We start from the raw sequence: 18612 nt of genomic DNA on the forward strand, positions 1-18612 counted from the left end.
TCGATTTGCTCCTTTTTCGCACTTCTTTTTAAAAAAGTGTGCGTTTGCCCTGTATCTACCTGGTATCTATCTTATCTATCTTGGCTTTTTGTTATTAGTTAATCTCATTAGCAGCTCCTATTGAGCTAAATCTTTGCGATATTGCACCATATCGGTCAAATGAGCCAATTTATCATATAACTGTCTGGCTACTTTATTATCTTCACCCGTTACCCAGTACACACGATTACATTTTTGCTCTTGGGCAAACTGATACACATATTCTATTAACTGTCGTCCTACCCCCATGCCTCTGCAAACATGATCTACATATAAATCTTCTAAGTAACAGCAATCTGTAATATTCCAAGTGTTAGGATGCAAAACCACGTGCATGATACCGATAAGGTTATCGCCTTCAAAAGCTGCAAATCCATAAATAGCAGTTGCCGGATCTAATATCTTTGTCCACGTGGCATGGGTTACCTCATCATTTAATGTAGTGTTATAAAAAGCTAAATAAGCTTGCCAATTGTTATACCAACCCTTCTGGTCCGCTTCGGTCAATGGTCTAATAGTTATCGTCGAGGTTTTCATTTAAGGTTTGTCCTAGTAGTTAGTCGTTTTTGGCAGTCGTTTTAGTTATTGTTTTAGCAGTTATTTCGGCAATAATTTTGACAGTTATTATGGCGGTTATTTAGATAATTGTTATGTTGGTTATTATGGCGTTTATTATGACAACTATTTAAGTTTGAATGATATAAAAAAAGGGGCAAATAAATAATAACTAAATAAAAATATATAGATAATCTTAATTATATTTATTGTATATATGTATAATTGATTATAAGATAAGCTTGCTTTAAAAAATGCTAATAGATATAAGTGCTTAGGGTTATTTGAAACGCTTTATCTTTTTAAACTGTCTTTGACTGGTCATGATAGCACTAACATCGCCTCTATATTTATTAACCATCTTCTAAACAATTAATCTGTAATACCTATTTAATCTTCACTTCAAAACAATCTTCACTTAAAAACAACTTTCACTTAACAAATTCAATATCACCTTGATAATTAGTACATATACAACTAGCGACATTAATAATGGCAATCAAAGACTGGCACCAAGAAGATCGTCCAAGAGAAAAACTATTAAATCTTGGCCCTGAACAATTAACAGATGCTGAAATATTGGCCATTTTCCTTAGAACGGGCACCAAGCAGCAGTCTGCTTTAGAACTTGCTCGTAGCCTGATTGACCATTTTGGGGGTATTGCAGAATTATTAGCTGCGCCACAGGAGGCAGTACTGTCTTGCCACGGTATTGGTACTGCTAAATATGCTCAACTGCTCGCTAGTTTAGAAATGGGCAAACGTTACTTAGCCAGTGAATTAAAATCAGGCCACAGCCTCAACCGCTCTCAAATGGTCAAGGATTATATAACGACCCAATTACGCCGTGAGACAAATGAAGTATTTGCTGTGCTTTGTTTAGACAATGGATTAAATCTGTTGGATTTTAAAATAATGTTTGTAGGTGGTATCTCATCTTGCTCAATTTGTATCAAACAAGTACTCCGTCATGGCTTAGAACAAGGCGCTAGTCAACTCATAGTTGCTCATAATCATCCCAATCAAAATGCCACACCTTCTAGTGCTGATATTCATCTCACTGAAACGCTAAAAGCCGCCTGCCAAACCATAGATTTAATCTTAGTCGATCATATTATAGTGGGTCGTAATGATACCTTATCTTTTGCAGAGACAGGGACACCTCCTTTTTAGCTTAGCTTGCCAAACTATACAATAAACCCAATAACAAGTTTTATTGATTTTAAAGTCAATGTAAAAACTTTAAGAAATTTAAATTTTTTTACGTTCAGTTAATTGCAGCTTTTGAATGAAACAGCAACGATATTAACCAATTGTAAAGATTATAGTCTTGATTATATGGTTTTACATACTTACTCTGTAATGTATATATAACTCTCTTTATTTGGTGCTCATGCCTGTTAAATAAATAATATATTGATCCACAGTATTTAATTCAAAGCTCTAATAACAAGCTCTAATATCAAGATTAAATGGACAAGCATTTTTTTTAAGATGTTCCGCAGAGCATTCAATTTCTATCAATGAGCCCAACTAAAGTGATTGTATTGATTAAGCAATAGCTATAAAGAAGTGTAAAAATTAAATCACAAACTTCTGCTAAAACTTCCGATAGTAACTTTTTATTTATTCAATTTTAAGGTGCAAACTATGACTACCTTAACCTTAGTTGGCTTTTTTATACTTGCCATACTATTGCAGCTGTTTGCTTTGCTGCTAGTCTTTTATTATGGCTTAAGCCGCACTGCAGGTGCTTTATTACTCATTGTAATTGCTGTTATTGCCGGATTTATTGCACCCTGGTCTTTATTATTAGGCGTGCCTTTTATATTAGCCAGTTTGGTAGTGTTAATAACGCCGCTACGTCAATCATTGATAAGTAATCCTGCTTACAATATGCTAGCAGGTGCAATGCCTAGTATGAGTGATACTGAGCGTGAAGCATTAGACGCTGGCACTAGTTGGTGGGAAAAAGAACTATTTATGGGAGCTCCTGACTGGAATAAATTTGCCGGTTATGAGTACCCTACCTTATCTGAAAAAGAACAGTCTTTTATTGATAATGAAGTTGAGACACTTTGTGGCATGTTAGATGAATGGCAAATTCATCATCATGATAAGGATTTATCGCCTGAGACTTGGCAATTTATCAAAGACAACGGTTTCTTAGGTTTAATTATTCCTGAAAGCTATGGCGGTCGAGATTTTAGCCCCTATGCCCAAAGCCGTATCATGAGTAAGATTGCCTCACGAAGCTTGACCGCAGCAGTAACTTGTATGGTACCTAACTCTTTAGGTCCTGGTGAATTGCTGATGCATTATGGTACTGAAGAGCAAAAGCAACGTTGGTTACCGGGGCTGGCTAAAGGTGAAGAAATTCCTTGTTTTGGATTAACCGGTCCTGAGGCGGGTTCAGATGCTGGTGCAATTCCTGACACTGGAGTTGTTTGCTATGGCATGTATGAAGGCCGTGAAGTTCTTGGTCTAAATATGAACTTTTCTAAACGCTGGATTACATTAGCACCCGTAGCTACTGTGGTAGGTTTGGCATTTACGCTGCACGATCCTGAAGGGTTGTTAGGCGATAAGAATAAAACAGATTATGGTATTACCTGTGCATTAATTCCTGCTGGCTATGAAGGGGTACATACTGGTGAGCGTCATAATCCAGGCTCCCCATTTATGAATGGTACGGTAGTCGGTAAAGACGTGTTTATTCCGCTAGATTTCATTATTGGCGGAATCGAAAATGCTGGTAAAGGCTGGCGTATGCTAATGGAGTGTTTGGCTGTTGGGCGTGGCATCTCCTTACCTTCATTGTCTACATCAGCCTGTGAAATGACTTACTTAACAGTAGGTGCTTTTGCTAAAGTTCGTGAACAGTTTAAGATTTCGGTAGGTAAGTTTGAAGGCGTACAAAATGCAAGTAGTAGTATTGCCAGTAGTACTTATATGCTTGAATCTTTTCGCCATTTAGTGACTTGTGGTCTAAATCAAGGCGGTACACCGTCTGTCATGACAGCTATGGCTAAATACTATGCTACTGAGACCATGCGAGAAACAGTAAATCATGGTATGGACATCGTCGGTGGACGCGCTATTCAGTTGGGTCCTCGTAATTTCTTAGCTTTACCTTATCAAGCCATTCCTGTATCAATCACAGTGGAAGGGGCTAATATATTAACCCGCTCACTAATGATTTTTGGTCAAGGTGCTATGCGTTGTCATCCTTACTTATTTGAAGAATTACAACTGCTGCAAAGTGAAGATAAAAAAGATGCAAAAAGACAATTTGATGACATGTTCTTCAAGCATTTGGGTTACACGTTTAACCGTGGTGCTAAATCATTTGTAGCAGGATACTTTGGCGGCAGTGGTAAAGCACCTAGCTTTGCCGATAGCTTTACCCGTCCTTATTACAAGCAGATTAACCGTTTAAGTGCTAACTTTGCTTTAACTGCGGATATGGCATTGGGTATACTCGCTGGTGACTTAAAGCGAAAAGAGATGCTATCAGGACGTTTAGCGGACATCCATGCACATCTATTTATGATGACTGCTATATTAAGATTCTACGCCCATGGTACCAAATCTGAATCAGAGCGTTTACATGCCCGTTTAGCTTTAGAGAAATCTTTATATATTATTCAAGAAGCTTTCTTTGAAATCTATGAGAACTTCCCTAATCGTATGGCAGCAGGTTTAGTTAAATTGGTGTGTTTCCCAGGTGGAAACTTTGCACCTAAACCAAGTGATGAACTAAAACGCAAGTTGGGTGATCTTATTATGGCGGATGGTGCAGATAATCCATTCCGCGAGCAACTTAAAACTTTAATTTATTATACCCGTGATCCTGAAAATAATATTGGTCGCATGGAAAACGCATATCAAATGTTGCTTGAAGTTGAGCCTCTATGGCAGAAGTTCAAAAAAGCGGAACATAAAGGCAAGTTTGTAGGTCTAACATTTGAGGACCATGTATTGACTGCATTGAAAGAAGGCGTTATTACAGAAGCTGAATCAGAGCAGTTGATTGAATACAATGCAGTACGTTTTGACTCCTTGCTAACTGATGTATTTGATGAACATCTTAATCAAGCATTACCTCGTGAGAACCCACATACTCTTGAAAATGCGGCAAGTAACTTAACACCGTATGTGATAGAGAAAATTGAAAAATCTTCTTCTAATTCGATCTCCTCTACTGAGGAATCGGGTGTTCAAGAAGAGACAGGCGATGCCAATAGTGCTCATGGTTATGAGCAAGACGGCGATGTAGAAATGGCTTCTGAGCAAAATACTCTCGATGAAAAAGTTGACCAAACTGATTTTAACGAAGTGGACTCAAAAGGTCATGACCCTCGTCTTCGCGATGCTGAAATGACCCTAGAAGAGCGTATGGCTCGTAATCATGCTGATAGACAGCGTGACAACAATAAGTCGCCCTAAAAACTAAATTTTTACTAGTGAATATAAATTAACCATGCCTTAGGGCATGGTTTTTTTTTGCTTATGTATCAGTCTTTAAAGCTAGAAGTTTTCGAAGTTAAAAGTTTTGAAGTTAAAAGTTTTGAAGTTAAATGTTTTTGAAGTTAAATGTTTTGAAGTGATGGTTTTTAAAAAGTTAAACTTATCATAAGCGCCTGACAATGAAACTACTTACTGTCTTTAGTAACTGGTAGCGGATCACGTCCTAATGTAGACAAATAAGCAATAATATCTTGTCTATCCTGCGCATTAGGTACAGGATCAGACAACATACGCGTGTCTGCTAGAACTGATTTAGGGTCTGCGATATAAGAATCTAAAGTCTTGGCGTCCCATATCCAATGCGCTTTATTTAGTGCCTCACTATATTTATAATCCTTTAATTGCGCTGAAGGTGCCATATAGACGCCGACCAACTGAGGCCCTTTTTTATTACTGCCAGGTCTTAAGGTGTGGCACTGACTGCATAAATCTTCATACAGTTTCTCGCCTTTTGTACTATCGCCTGCTTTATAAACGGGTGCAGTGACCTGAGCGCGATGATCTGGAGGGCTTGGCGTACAGCCTACGCCAAAAGCAGTCAAGGTTAAAATAACCAGTAATCCGCTGAGCCTTTTTATTGGTTTAAAACGGTTTGTACAATTAGATCCAGTATAGAGACGAAAAGATTCGGTATAGGGACAATAAGTATTTAACATTTGTACTCACTTCTAAATAGGTGTCACGAATATTATTAAAATAAGACTACTAATTGCGATTAAGGACGATAAAGATCCACAGGTGTTTTGAACGGTCGATTTGGCAATTCTTGTACCAGTTTTGGTACCAAATAACCCGGTAACTGTTCCAGCATTTGCCAATACAAGTCCACAGCCTTTTGCTTTTGGATATCAAAGTGAGCGGCTCCTTGTACTTTGTCCAATAGGTGCAAATAATAAGGCAACACCCCTGATTCAAACAGTCGTTCACTAAGCTCTACTTGAGCTTGAATTGAGTCATTTATTCCTGCTAACAAAACCGTCTGATTAAGCAAAGTAACGCCATATTGTTTAACTTGTTGCAAACACTGAGCTGTATAAGCATCAATTTCATTAGAATGGTTAGTGTGCACTACCATTACCATACGGCAACGACTCTCCTGCATCCGCAACAACAACTCTAGGTCTAAGCGCTCAGGAATAACGATTGGCAAACGGGTATGAATACGAATGGTGTTAATCTGCGGTAATGCTTCTAAAGCATCTAACCACAAGAAAAAACGTCGATTCGATATACTTAATGGATCGCCACCACTGAGCAGAACCTCACGAATTTCAGGATGTTGTCTAATATACTCTTGAATCATCTCTATTTGGTCAGATTTTGGTAAATTTGATTGATAATCAAAATGCTGTCTAAAACAGTAACGACAGTGAATAGCACAAGCGCCAGTTACCGTTACCAATACTCTTGAATGGTATTTATGTAATAATCCTTTTACTGGATTATGGTCATTTTCAGCCAAAGGATCCGCTTCATAACCATTGACTTCAATCTGCTCAAGCTTACTGGGCAATACTTGGAGCAATAAAGGGTCTTTCGGGTCGCCCTTTTTCATCTTGGCCACGAAGCCATTGGGTACTCGTAATCCAAAGCCTTCAGGAAGGTAGAGTTCAGGCTTAATGTGACTTAACTCTAAAATAGCTAGCAACTGATCGATATCTGTAATAATATCTGCTACTTGTTTTTTGCAAGTGGTAGGCGCATTATGCTTATCCCTTCCCTCAAAGTTATCAATCGAGTTAAGCTCGGATAAGCCAGTAGCAACGGATGTAATGGGGATTTTCCTGTTTTTTTGTTCGGGCAAATGGTTTATCATGGGGTTCATCATATTTGATTTTTTGTCATTAATTTGAAATGTATCAGGAGCAATATTGTGGCAAGTTTTTCAACTAACGAATTTAAAGCCGGTCTTAAAGTTATGTACGATGGTAATCCTTGTGCCATTATTGATAACGAATTTGTTAAGCCAGGCAAAGGCCAAGCTTTTAACCGTGTCAAACTACGTAATTTGCGTACTGGTAAAGTGTTAGAGCAAACTTTTAAATCAGGCGACAGCTTAGATGCAGCGGATGTTGTTGATACTGAAATGAACTACTTATATAACGATGGTGAATTTTGGCATTTTATGCATCCTGAAACCTTTGAACAATTGCAAGCGGATGCTAATGCAATGGCAGAGGCTAAGCAATGGTTAAAAGAGAACGGTAACGATTTATGTACCATTACTCTATTCAACGGCGTGCCATTATCAGTAACAGCACCAAACTTTGTTGAACTTGAAATTGTTGAAACGGATCCCGGCGTTCGTGGTGATACTTCTGGCGGTGGTGGTAAACCTGCTCGCCTTGAGACTGGCGCCGTAGTTCGTGTCCCTTTATTCGTTCAGCAAAATGAAGTAGTGCGTGTAGATACTCGCACAGGAGACTACCAAACTCGCGTTAGCTAATAGTTTATTAGGGCTTACATGCTCAAGTCTACAGCCTATATGCTAGCATCAGTGCTATAGTTATTTACCAGTTAATTATCTAATATTCAGCAGATATTTAGCAGTTATTTATCAAATAATCCAGCCAGTCTCTTAACTTTTATCTGCCTTGCTTATCCGAATGCCTATTATACATTCAGTAGCAATAGAATAAAGCCTTAGAGTCTGGCCGTTTTTTTGGCTTTTTACGTCATAAAAGTTTTCTTTCTTTTATTATTAGCACTGTTGTTTTAATAGAACTATTGCTTTAATAGCACTGTTGCTACAAGCACCACTAATGGAAACCAATAGTTATTTTAGGTTTATTTATGGCATTTTATCAAACTATCGTTACTCTGCCTGTTCAAACTCGCGGGGTGCATATTATTACTTCTCATATTCAACAAGCTTTAGATCAGCTGCTGCCGCAAGGAACTAAGGCTGGCTTGGTGAATCTGTTTTTGCAGCATACTTCGGCCAGTTTGACCATTAATGAAAATGCTGATCCTGATGTACGTCTGGATACAGAAGACTGGTTAAACCAAGTCGCGCCTGCTGACCAAGCTCACTATCGACATACTTTAGAAGGTTCTGATGATTTGCCAGCTCATTTTAAAAGCATGATGCTTGGCGTTAGTCTTGATATTCCATTGATAAATGGCCGACTAGGATTGGGTACTTGGCAAGGCGTCTATCTATGTGAGCATCGTAATCATGCCGGTAATCGACGTTTGATAATTACAGTCAATGTTTAATAACTCTTAGAATCCACTAAATTAGCTACTAAATCCATAAACCAACTGCCTAAAGTCCATAGCGCTATTGCCAATAATGCCAACACTATTAGGCCTAGGATATCTGGAACATGTAAATAAAGCCAAGCGACTAATGGGTTGCGCCAAAATTTAGACTTTTGCTGTTTATTTTGTAAAGCTTGATGCATAAAGGGACGTTCTATATGAGCAGTCTCGATAATGCCATACTCATCTTGTAGGTGATCTCGGACAATCTCTAACGTCTTTCGACTTGGACGCAAAAATATATCCATCACTGTGCCTACCACCGGAACTACGCCGACCACCAAGTCAATGAGTGCCAATTTAACTGCTGGCGTTAATTTGTGTAACGGTACGCCCAGTCTTCTTCCTAGCACAAAGGCATAGCCAGTCAACAATAAGCCAGCCACGTCACCAGCAACAGGAATGGTAGATAAAGCCGCATCTGCACCTACACCTTGCTTTGTAAAAGGAATTCGTACTATAGAATCCATAGTATTGGCGAATTTTGCCAAACTACGTTCCATTTTAATGACTTGTTGTCGAGATAAGCCTTCTTTTAACAAGTTTTCTTCAAACTTGTTGTTTACAGTAGTTTGAGTTTTTAAGGCTGTTTTAAAAGGTTTAGCCATGTGGAGCTCTCATTCACAATTAAAATTATGCTATAGCAGTAAACTCGATCCAAAAGCAGCTCAAAGCAACCACTAAAAATACATAGCGCCCTACCCAAACATTGTCCAAAAACGCATTAAAACACGCCATTGGATTACCAGTAGCGCAGGCTTTGTTTTGCTTAGAGAACAGTATGGCGACTAAACCTAATGCAAAAACAGGTATCAGGCCGATGCTCGTCTGTGAAAAATAATGATAAAACACCAGTGCCATTAATACCAAAAACGCAGTTTGTAATACTGAAATGATTACCACATCGTAGCGACCAAATAAAATTGCAGTCGACTTTACCCCAATTTTCAAGTCATCATCGCGATCAGCCATGGCGTACTGGGTATCGTAAGCCACTGTCCAACACATGTAAGCTATAAACAATAACCAACACCACATATCGGATGAGCCTTGTACAGCCACATACGCCATTGGGATAGCCCAACCAAAAGCGGCCGCTAAAAACACTTGTGGCAAGTGCGTGTAGCGCTTCATAAAAGGGTAAATAAATGCCAATAGCACAGCGCCAAGAGACCAATAAAATACCTCTAAAGGCAACCACAACAACAAACTGGCACTAATAAGAGACAAGACTAAAAATGCTGCTACTGCCTCTTTTGAGGATAGTCTACCATCGGCTAAAGGACGACCTTTGGTACGGGTTACAGAGCCATCCACCTTTCTATCTGCAAAATCATTAATTGCACAACCTGCTGCTCTCATCAAAATAGCACCAAGAGCGAATATTAATAATATTGACCATGGTGGCAGAACGCTTGGTAATGCAGTAGAAGCTTGCGTGGCTTGATTTATTGAGCGACCAAAAGCTGCCAAAAAAACTGCCCATAGCGTTGGCCACAATAACAGCTCAATACCCACTGGCTTATCAAAACGTGTTAAGTGAATATAGGCTTGAAGTTTTTTTTGAAAATCTGATTGGGTCATAGCGTATCAGCAACCATAGATTAGTCTTATCTTGCCGTCAATAATTCAATTAATTGCGAAGGCGTATCCACATGAAAAGTTGGGTTTTCAGCAGCTAATATGTCGTGATCTGCCGCCCCATAATTTACCGCAATAGACATCATATTAAGCTTATTGGCCATTTGGATATCATGAATGCTATCCCCTACGAAAACTGAATCAGAAACTTCATGACCTGTCTCTTGCAAAATATCTAATAACATTTGTGGATTCGGCTTTGACCCCGACTCATCTGCACAGCGAGTACTAACAAAATAATGGCGACTTTGGGCGTAATCCATAACCCGATCAAGTCCCGCACGTTTCTTTCCCGTAGCTACTGCTAGTTGTTTACCTTGAGCTTTTAGCCTTTGTAACATTGCTTCGATGCCATTAAAGAACTGCGAGTGTGGCTGATTCGGTTCAACACTGGCATTGATATAATAATCGGCATAACTTTGTTGAATGGCTAAGTGCTGCTCTGAAGTAGCATGAGGATATAAAATCTGTATGCCCCGAATTAAGCTCAAACCAATGATAGATTTCACTGCTTCATCAGTGGTATAAAAACCATTTGCCTCGCCAGCGATATGCATAGACTTAACAATCAAGCCTATTGAATCCATTAAGGTTCCGTCCCAATCAAAAATAATCAGTGACTTTTTCTTTAAGTCATGTTCAGCCTGAGTAGCCATATCATTCATAGCAATTTTATCCTTACAGCCAAGCTTAGTTTAATTTAAAATCTTCAGGCAATAGCGATTGCATGTCTTCTGGCAACGGTGCTTTAATGGTCTCAAATTCAGGTACATCTAACTTCCAAGCATGCAAACACAAACGGCGCACATTAGATTGATCGTTTATATTGTATTTGTCATCGCCCAAGATAGGATGACCTACATATGCCAAATGGACACGAATCTGATGAGTACGTCCGGTAAGGGGCATGGCTTCAATTAAACTTACTGGCTCACCATTAATCTCAAAACGCGTTACTACTTTGCAAATGGTTTGACTGCTTTTAGCATCAGAATTATTTTTATCTACTTTAACTCTACGCTCACCATTGGCAAGATTAAAACGTAATAAAGGCGCATCAATGCTTATATCATTAAGGGCAGGCTGACCTTTAACGATACATAAATAATGCTTTTGTATCGTTTTCTCACGTAAATGTTCCTGCAATACTTTCAAAGTTGAACGCTTCTTAGCGATCATTAGCAGCCCAGAAGTATCTTTATCAATGCGATGTACCAATTCTAGATATTTCTTATGGGTAGCATCACGCATGGCTTCAATAACCCCGAAGTCCAGTCCACTGCCACCATGTACCGCCATACCAGAAGGTTTATCGAGTACGATCAGTCCCTCATCTTCATATACCACACGCTCAAGTAAGCTTTTGGCAAAACCTTCACTGATAACCGGCTTCTCACGTGTCGCCAATCTAACTGGGGCTATACGTACCACATCCCCCCGCTCAAGGTTATCATAAGGCTTACAACGCTTATTATTGATACGCACTTCGTCTGAGCGAATCATTTTATAAATATGAGCACGTGGCATGCCCTTTAAACGTGCTAATAAAAAATTATCAACGCGTTGACCATGTTGGTTACGGGTAACTTCTAAGTGATTAACCTGAGTGAAGTCTTTAATGTCTTCATCAGCACTTTGCGGACGAGCCTTGGTGGAATGACGTCTAACTTGAGACGGCTCAAGACCGACACTCGCCATCAGCCCGTCTAGATCTTGTTCAATTTTAGGGTTTTTAGAGTTCATTTGATCTACATTTTTCTCGTAATTTTGATTTGATTTTGACATATTTTGTTAGGTGTTTGGCAAAAGATTTGGTATAGTCTAACACGTTGACTTTGTGTCTCGTGTATTGTTATTAACATAAGCCTATTTTTAAGGTCATTTTATAACCTTATGCGATTACACCATTATTTGAGTTCTATTTGCGACAGCATACCTGTCTAACAGTGAGTCTCTTTTTAAATATTCTGTAGAGAATATAAAGTCAGCCCACACCGTTATTTTTATAAACAATGATTTTGGGTAGGTGGTCTTGGAGCTTACAACTCCTTTTGCCGACTTGGCGCCACATCCCCCATGTAAATTTAACATGTATACAATGTTGTAATATTTAGAGAGTTAATAGCTTTGGGTTAAAGCCAAAACTATTTATTAAAAGCCCAGCGAACTAATGTAGCCGCTAGCCAAGCGTTATAATCTTACAATTTATAAAGCTTTAATCTAAGCTACCGCTTAGCTTTCCTGGTAATAAGCATGAATATATCAGACCAAATCGTGCTGAGTTGGCGGTCAAATAACTGTAATTAGATGTTTCTTATATTTTGCTTTTTGTCATAATAAAAAAGCCGTTATTTGCCAAGTACGCCCCGTCAAATTAAGTACTGAATTGATAGTGAGATAAAACTTTAGGATTTTAAAATTTATTGAATATGTTTATATAATCAAGACAGACTACCTTCATGGTCACTGACACCACGCTAATTTACATAATAATTAGTTCGTCAAACCAACATGCGATAAGGATGACCTTACACCTCTCCTTGTTATCATTAAAAAAACTAGGTTCAGAATGACTTGATTATGACTATTTTCAACTTAAAGCATTAACGTACTAAGACAGTTTCATAATAACCGAAGCTGAAAAACAGCAGTAAATCCTGATGACATACGTCAAGAAATCATTTCGACCTTTAAGAGACTCCCAGTTTTATATATCTTAAAGGCGTAATATAAACTGCAAACTTATTTACAGCAGGATGCTGAAACTGGCTTTTACCTGTTTAATGCTTAATCAAACTATCCTAAAAATATATTTAAAACAATTATCATTGGTCTACTAACTCATAAAATATCTTTAGTTTCTATTGATCTTAAAGAAAAATGCTTTATTTATGAGTTAATAAATAGAAGGTTTAAATTTTAACCACTAAATGCTCAAGCTTCTCCTCTAAGTATCCACCATTGTGTGTCATGACCTAACTAGGATACACCAATGAAACGCATACTAATTAACGCCACCCACAACGAAGAAGTACGTGTTGCTTTATGTAAAGGCAACCATCTTTATGACTTCGATCTTGAAAACCGTACCCGAGAACAAAAGAAAGCAAATATCTACAAAGGTCACGTCACCCGCGTTGAACCTTCATTAGAATCAGTCTTTGTTGAGTATGGATCAAAACGCCAAGGGTTTTTACCTATTCGAGAAATTGCTAGCGAATATTTAGCTGGCAACCCCCGTGAAGACAATATTCGTAAGCTTATCAAAGAAGGCGATGAGCTAATCGTTCAAGTTGAAAAAGAAGAGCGTGGTAATAAAGGCGCTGCCCTATCTACTTACGTTTCTTTAGCTGGTCGCTACTTGGTATTAATGCCAAACAATCCTAAAGGTGGCGGCATCTCACGTCAGATCTCTGGCAAATTGCGTGAAGACATGAAGCGTATGCTGGGCAATCTTGAGCTACCAAAAGGCATGAGCGTTATTGTTCGTACGGCAGGTATCGGCAAGACCCAAGATGACTTACAACATGATTTAAATCATTTATTAAACATCTGGAACGCTATTCAAGATCAAAATAAAAAATATCCCTCTCCCCGTCTTGTGCATCAAGAAGCGGGTGTGGTGACACGCGCCGTACGCGACTATTTACGTGATGATATTAGCGAAATTTGGATAGATAATGAAGAGGCTTTCATTGAAGCGGAAACCTTTGTAAAAGCGGTTATGCCCACTCAAATCGATAAATTGCGTAAATATACCGAATTTGAACCTATGTTCTCAAGCTTCAATGTTGAGCGTCAGATCGAAACAGCTTATCAACGTGAAGTACGACTTCCATCTGGTGGCTCTATTGTTATTGATCAAACCGAAGCCTTAGTTTCTATTGATATTAACTCGGCCAAATCTACTAAGGGTGCTGATGTTGCAGAGACGGCATATCATACTAATTTAGAAGCTGCTGATGAAATCGCTCGTCAATTACGTCTACGTGATATGGGTGGGCTAATTGTTATCGATTTTATCGACATGAATGATAACAAGCATCAAAAAGAAGTTGAAAAACGTCTGGTTGAAGCAACTAAATATGATCGTGCTCGTGTTCAGTTTGGTGAAATATCACGCTTTGGTTTAATGGAAATGAGCCGTCAACGCCTGCGTCCTTCTCTTGAAGAGTCAACCGGTTATATCTGCCCTCGCTGTCATGGTAATGGCATGATTCGTGACCTACGCTCCTTATCCTTGTCAATCATGCGTCAAATTGAGCAAACCGCCCTTAAAGAGCGTCATGGTGAGGTACAAGCTGAAGTCCCGACAGATATCGCTGCTTTTTTATTAAATGAAAAGCGTGAAAGCCTAGTGTACCTTGAGCAAGACAGTGGCACTCGTATTACCATCTTGCCACATGCGCATTTAGAGTCTCCAAATTTCAATCTACATTTTAACCATCAAGGTTTTGCTCCGGCAAGTTATGAGCGTGTGACCGATACTCAGTTACAAGAAACCAGTGGTCGTGGCTATGAGGTAGATTGGCAAACTTCTGAATCAGAGCGTCCAGAGCAGCAGCCTACGCGCCAACCACGTCAAGCCAATGAAGATGCACCAATTATACCGGCTAATAATCCGTCTACTAAGCATGATGCGCCTGAGCCAGTACCCGCTCAACAAGCACCTGAGAACCACACCCAAGCTCAAGTTGAACCCTCTAAACCTGCTGCTGTGGCTTGGTTATCAAACCTATTTGCCCCGACGCCGCAAGCACAAATGTCTGCTACTGTTTGTAGTGCAGATGCTGCACAAGCCATTGAGTCAATCGTAAATACTGGTGCTCAGAGCCGTGGTGCATTTGGTCAAGTCAGTGCAGCGCCTGTTTCCCAAACTGCACAAGCTCAGTCAGCGTCTGTCGTTCAGCCTACTACAGCGTCTGAGACAGTAAGCAAAGACGATAACAAAGATGACAGTGAAAATGACAATAACAGTGATAAAGACCGTCGTCGTTCTCGCAACAACAGAAGCCGTAATAAATACGACAAACGTAGCAAAACTGACAACCGTAGACGCCAATCTGAAAAAGACGATAAACAGCCTACTCATAGCGAAGACAAGTTAGACGCCCAGACATCAACGTCTACTAAAGACAGTCAGCCAGCCAATGAACTGCCAAAACGTACGTCTAATAGCAAGCGTGAGTCACGTGGCCCTATCGAGCGTGGTGAAGCTAAGCAGCTACATGATAAGTCATCTAACCGTAATCAAGACAATCGTGTTCCTCAAGATGACAGAAATAGAAATGCCGCTAAAACCGCAGATAAAAATGGCAACCGTTCACAAAATGAGCACAGTGTTGATCCTAACGAAGTAAACCTTCGTGTGACAGAAGCAGAAAACAAGCATAAAAAGTCAGAAGTGGTTCATATTTCTTTAGATGATAGTAAAGCTGCGACGACTGCTGAAACCAAGCTTGACACTATGCCTGAAACGCATGCAGAGCTGAAAGCACAAACTAATGCGGACTCAACAACGTCATCGAGCCCAGACCAAGCTTCATCGCAGACAGTAGAACAGTCTACCAGTGCTGAACATGCTAATGTTGATAAAGCACCTATCGACCAGAACGCTCAAGCTGAAAAAGTAGCACCAACTAATTCAGAAACTACTAAATCTGACACAGTTGAAGCCTCTAACGCTCAAGTCGCAAATCCTGCTTTTAGGTCAGAGCATGTTCAGAACAATCAGTCTGACGCTTCTGCCATAGCACCTCAAACAGCTGCAACCAGTACTAAAGCTGAAGTAGCTACTACCAACGAAACCAAAACAGACAATCGTCAGGTTTCAAACGTTGAGACAGAAAAAAGTAAAACAATAAGCACTGAAAATAAGGCTATGCTAGAAAAGCCGACTTCAGACCCAGAAAATGCTCGTGCAAGCATAGGTTTTGATACCAGCCTATTATTTGCTGATCGCTATGTGACTGCCAAGAAATTCGGCCAAGCCAGTAATGATCCGCGTTTAATAAAAGCGGCTATCTTGCAGCAAAGTAAAACTGTTGTAGAAGAAAAGCAATTTCAACCTGTTCAAAAGGCAGCTATTAGTGGCACGGTGGGACAATTTATCCATACTCACTTAGCACAGCCTAGTATGCGTATGGCTAAAGACGGGGTGATTGCTTGTTTCTTAGCGGCTTTAAATGCGCATAAGCAAACTTCGGGTAGCTATGGAAAATCTGCTCCTAAACGTAACACCGTTAACCAATCGCCTGAGTCATCAAAGGCCTTTAGCTTTGTAAATTATGGTTATCAGTCGTTGTCTCCAAGCTACTTAGAGCGCTTTACTAAGATGACTTCTGCTGCAGCGACACATAATATTGCGCAAGGCAAAACTGAGGTTGAACCAACTCCGATTGGGGCAAGAGCCTTTAATGATCCTCGTGGTCAGCATCCCAATTATACTGCTCCAGTAGCCCAAAGTGTTATAGTTGACACTGTTAGTAATGACACTGATAGTAATGACAATGTTAGCAATGACATTGTTAATGAAACGGTTAATGACGTTGTAAACGACGCTGTTACGCAGGATAATGTCCACATTTCAATAGAACCCACCACTGAAAGCCAAGACAAGCATAATGATAATAATTTGTCTAATAAGGCACTCATGGCAAACTTAATGTCACTAGATGTGGGTGACTTTGTGAATCAAGTGCTGGGTCAAAAAGGCTTAGATATCATTGAATCAGGAAATACGGAAGCTGCCTTCCTAAAAGCACTTAGTCTTCCTGAAGATAAATTGATATCTGTGGCTCAAAAACTAACTTCGGGTATACTTGAGCAGCAAGTTGCTAAAGGTTTAGAGCAACCTGCAAGTGCTTTGGTCAATGAACCGCAAACCGATGCAGTCAGCAATAAAGAGAGTTTAGAAGATAGTAAAAAAGCAACTCGATTTGAAACTGAGGCTCAAAGCCAAGAGCTGCCTGCTAGTCCTACAAATAAGACCAGCATTGAGACCTACAAGAGTATGATTGAAAACATCTCTGAGCAACTTTTGCCGCAAACAGGTTTGCTTAATCTGACCTCGCCTAAAGTGCCAAAAGCACGTAGTCGTAAGGCTAAAGAAGAACCTAAAAAGCAAGCAAAGGCTGATACCGAAGCTGAAAGTAACAATGATAACTAATTTTGTTGATTTGACTAAGCTTAGCTAGGTGTTGATAGTCATAAATTTATGTTAAACAAATGGGCCACCTATTATAAGTGGCCCATTTTTTATTTCAAATCAGCTTTGAAAATCTAAGATTGAATTAAAACCATAGGATTTAAAAATGTCTAATCTAGAAAATTAATGAGCTTTAGAGCGCATTTTTTTGATAAAAGTCATTAAAATTAAAACAACTAAACCAATAGCCAAACCAATAACACCATTCAACAAGTTAGTTGATAAGCCTTGAAATACGCCAGTCAAATGAGCAAGGTCTTCTACAGCAAGGTGTAGACTATGTAGTCCATGAACAATGATACCACCACCGACCAAGAACATTGCTAAAGTACCAAGAATGGTTAATATTTTCATCAATTTAGGGGCAACTACCAACATTAATTGACCAATCTTTTTTGCTATATTACTTGCACCCGGTCTTTGCATTATATGCAAACCGACATCATCAATTTTGACAATTACAGCCACTAAACCATAAATACCAATGGTAGTCACAACAGCAATAAGTGATAACACCAAACTTTTATCAAGTAGACTAGCAGTGGTTAATGTACCTAAAGAGATAACTACAATTTCTGCAGATAAAATAAAATCAGTACGAATAGCGCCCTTAACCTTTTCCTTTTCCATTGCTACTAAATCTACTGATTCATCTGCATTTGCGGCGATTCGAGCATGTTGTTCTTCATCTTCTGGTAAAAGTCTAGGCCAGAATTTATGAACCACTTTCTCAGCGCCTTCAAAGCATAAAAACAATCCGCCAATCATTAGCAATGGCGTGATGAGCCAAGGAACAAAATAACTGATCAAAAGTGCTGCAGGCACTAGTATAAGTTTATTGACAAAAGACCCTTTGGCTACTGCCCAAACTACTGGCAACTCTCGACTAGGGTTAACCCCACTTACCTGCTCAGCATTTAGTGCTAAATCATCTCCTAGTACCCCAACTGTTTTTTTGGCTGCAACCTTGGCCATTACAGACACATCGTCCATAATCACACTAATATCATCGAGTAGCATCAATAAACTACCACCTGCCATAAAATCTCCTTAATTATTTGTTAAACATGCTAATACAAGTTTAACAATATAACATTTAATATGAATTTGCTAAATGAACGTAGTTTATCTCGTAAATTTACTAAAATCATATTACGATTGTAAACAAAGACCTTTTTTTGCAAGATTTTCTTTAAAAGTTAAACTATTTATTAAATTTTATTTACTCATATCCAACTTGTCAGAGTAATTACCATAAAGCTAGGAAGCTAATTTTTTATTTTAATTGTGCATAATTTTTTGAACATAACAAAAATGTCTATATTTCAAAGCTTTCTTTTTAAGCTAATAAATTCACTCATATATAATGGAACTAT

The 18612-nt window shown here is 39.1% G+C and carries 13 protein-coding genes; 5 read left to right on the forward strand and 8 right to left on the reverse strand.

The features are described 5' to 3' along the window. Positions 1-117: 117 nt before the first annotated feature. The gene (locus tag QZ265_RS01140; protein WP_296402541.1) at positions 118-576 is read right to left on the reverse strand and encodes a GNAT family N-acetyltransferase; all 459 of its coding nucleotides are present in this window, start codon (positions 574-576) and stop codon (positions 118-120) included. A gap of 510 nt (positions 577-1086) precedes the next feature. Here QZ265_RS01140 and radC point away from each other — a divergent pair. Together radC and QZ265_RS01150 are read left to right on the forward strand one after the other, a co-directional pair. Then, a complete protein-coding gene (gene radC, locus QZ265_RS01145) occupies positions 1087-1767 on the forward strand; it encodes a DNA repair protein RadC (protein WP_296402543.1) in 681 nt (226 codons plus the stop codon). Positions 1768-2244: 477 nt separating this feature from the next. Further along, positions 2245-5043 carry an acyl-CoA dehydrogenase gene (locus QZ265_RS01150; protein WP_296402545.1) on the forward strand — a complete coding sequence of 933 codons (2799 nt, stop codon included), beginning with the start codon at positions 2245-2247 and terminating at the stop codon, positions 5041-5043. Positions 5044-5249: 206 nt separating this feature from the next. On the opposite strand, the gene QZ265_RS01155 is transcribed toward QZ265_RS01150, so the two are convergent. Both QZ265_RS01155 and epmB read right to left on the reverse strand, forming a co-directional pair. Continuing rightward, positions 5250-5780: a c-type cytochrome gene (locus QZ265_RS01155; RefSeq protein ID WP_296402548.1), complete on the reverse strand. Its 531-nt coding sequence runs from the start codon at positions 5778-5780 to the stop codon at positions 5250-5252. A 59-nt stretch (positions 5781-5839) separates the two neighbouring features. Then, positions 5840-6940: an EF-P beta-lysylation protein EpmB gene (gene epmB / locus QZ265_RS01160; protein WP_296402549.1), complete on the reverse strand. Its 1101-nt coding sequence runs from the start codon at positions 6938-6940 to the stop codon at positions 5840-5842. A gap of 57 nt (positions 6941-6997) precedes the next feature. Here epmB and efp point away from each other — a divergent pair, with 57 nt between their 5' ends. Then, positions 6998-7570 (forward strand): elongation factor P, encoded by a 573-nt coding sequence (gene efp / locus QZ265_RS01165; protein ID WP_296402551.1) that lies wholly within the window; start codon positions 6998-7000, stop codon positions 7568-7570. Between the two features lie 347 nt (positions 7571-7917). Then, a complete protein-coding gene (locus QZ265_RS01170) occupies positions 7918-8343 on the forward strand; it encodes a secondary thiamine-phosphate synthase enzyme YjbQ (protein WP_296402553.1) in 426 nt (141 codons plus the stop codon). On the opposite strand, the gene QZ265_RS01175 is transcribed toward QZ265_RS01170, so the two are convergent. Genes QZ265_RS01175 through QZ265_RS01190 form a run of 4 tightly spaced genes read right to left on the reverse strand, consistent with a single transcriptional unit; the run spans position 8340 to position 11814 of the window. After that, positions 8340-8996 carry a DUF4112 domain-containing protein gene (locus QZ265_RS01175; protein ID WP_296402554.1) on the reverse strand — a complete coding sequence of 219 codons (657 nt, stop codon included), beginning with the start codon at positions 8994-8996 and terminating at the stop codon, positions 8340-8342. The two genes, QZ265_RS01170 and QZ265_RS01175, sit on opposite strands and share 4 nt — an antisense overlap. Before the next feature lie 25 nt (positions 8997-9021). Continuing rightward, complete coding sequence (ubiA, locus tag QZ265_RS01180; protein ID WP_296402556.1) at positions 9022-9972, reverse strand: 4-hydroxybenzoate octaprenyltransferase; 951 nt, start codon at positions 9970-9972, stop codon at positions 9022-9024. A 26-nt stretch (positions 9973-9998) separates the two neighbouring features. Next, complete coding sequence (locus QZ265_RS01185) at positions 9999-10694, reverse strand: HAD-IA family hydrolase (RefSeq protein ID WP_296402559.1); 696 nt, start codon at positions 10692-10694, stop codon at positions 9999-10001. A 25-nt stretch (positions 10695-10719) separates the two neighbouring features. Continuing rightward, positions 10720-11814, reverse strand: a complete 1095-nt coding sequence (locus QZ265_RS01190) for an RluA family pseudouridine synthase (RefSeq protein ID WP_296402561.1) — start codon at positions 11812-11814, stop codon at positions 10720-10722. Positions 11815-13021: 1207 nt separating this feature from the next. Here QZ265_RS01190 and QZ265_RS01195 point away from each other — a divergent pair. Continuing rightward, positions 13022-17197, forward strand: a complete 4176-nt coding sequence (locus QZ265_RS01195; RefSeq protein ID WP_296402564.1) for an Rne/Rng family ribonuclease — start codon at positions 13022-13024, stop codon at positions 17195-17197. Between the two features lie 162 nt (positions 17198-17359). Here the strand turns inward: QZ265_RS01195 and QZ265_RS01200 are convergent, their stop codons facing one another. Beyond that, the gene (locus QZ265_RS01200) at positions 17360-18277 is read right to left on the reverse strand and encodes a DUF808 domain-containing protein (RefSeq protein WP_296402565.1); all 918 of its coding nucleotides are present in this window, start codon (positions 18275-18277) and stop codon (positions 17360-17362) included. Positions 18278-18612 lie beyond the last annotated feature (335 nt).

It is taken from the genome of Psychrobacter sp., from assembly GCF_018260395.1.
Lineage (GTDB): Bacteria > Pseudomonadota > Gammaproteobacteria > Pseudomonadales > Moraxellaceae > Psychrobacter.

Coding starts and splice junctions, on each gene's coding strand:
- QZ265_RS01140 (WP_296402541.1), bottom strand. CDS start 576: ATGAAAACCTCGACGATAACTATTAGACCATTGACCGAAGCGGACCAG.
- radC (WP_296402543.1), top strand. CDS start 1,087: ATGGCAATCAAAGACTGGCACCAAGAAGATCGTCCAAGAGAAAAACTA.
- QZ265_RS01150 (WP_296402545.1), top strand. CDS start 2,245: ATGACTACCTTAACCTTAGTTGGCTTTTTTATACTTGCCATACTATTG.
- QZ265_RS01155 (WP_296402548.1), bottom strand. CDS start 5,780: ATGTTAAATACTTATTGTCCCTATACCGAATCTTTTCGTCTCTATACT.
- epmB (WP_296402549.1), bottom strand. CDS start 6,940: ATGATAAACCATTTGCCCGAACAAAAAAACAGGAAAATCCCCATTACA.
- QZ265_RS01170 (WP_296402553.1), top strand. CDS start 7,918: ATGGCATTTTATCAAACTATCGTTACTCTGCCTGTTCAAACTCGCGGG.
- QZ265_RS01175 (WP_296402554.1), bottom strand. CDS start 8,996: ATGGCTAAACCTTTTAAAACAGCCTTAAAAACTCAAACTACTGTAAAC.
- ubiA (WP_296402556.1), bottom strand. CDS start 9,972: ATGACCCAATCAGATTTTCAAAAAAAACTTCAAGCCTATATTCACTTA.
- QZ265_RS01185 (WP_296402559.1), bottom strand. CDS start 10,694: ATGAATGATATGGCTACTCAGGCTGAACATGACTTAAAGAAAAAGTCA.
- QZ265_RS01190 (WP_296402561.1), bottom strand. CDS start 11,814: ATGTCAAAATCAAATCAAAATTACGAGAAAAATGTAGATCAAATGAAC.
- QZ265_RS01195 (WP_296402564.1), top strand. CDS start 13,022: ATGAAACGCATACTAATTAACGCCACCCACAACGAAGAAGTACGTGTT.
- QZ265_RS01200 (WP_296402565.1), bottom strand. CDS start 18,277: ATGGCAGGTGGTAGTTTATTGATGCTACTCGATGATATTAGTGTGATT.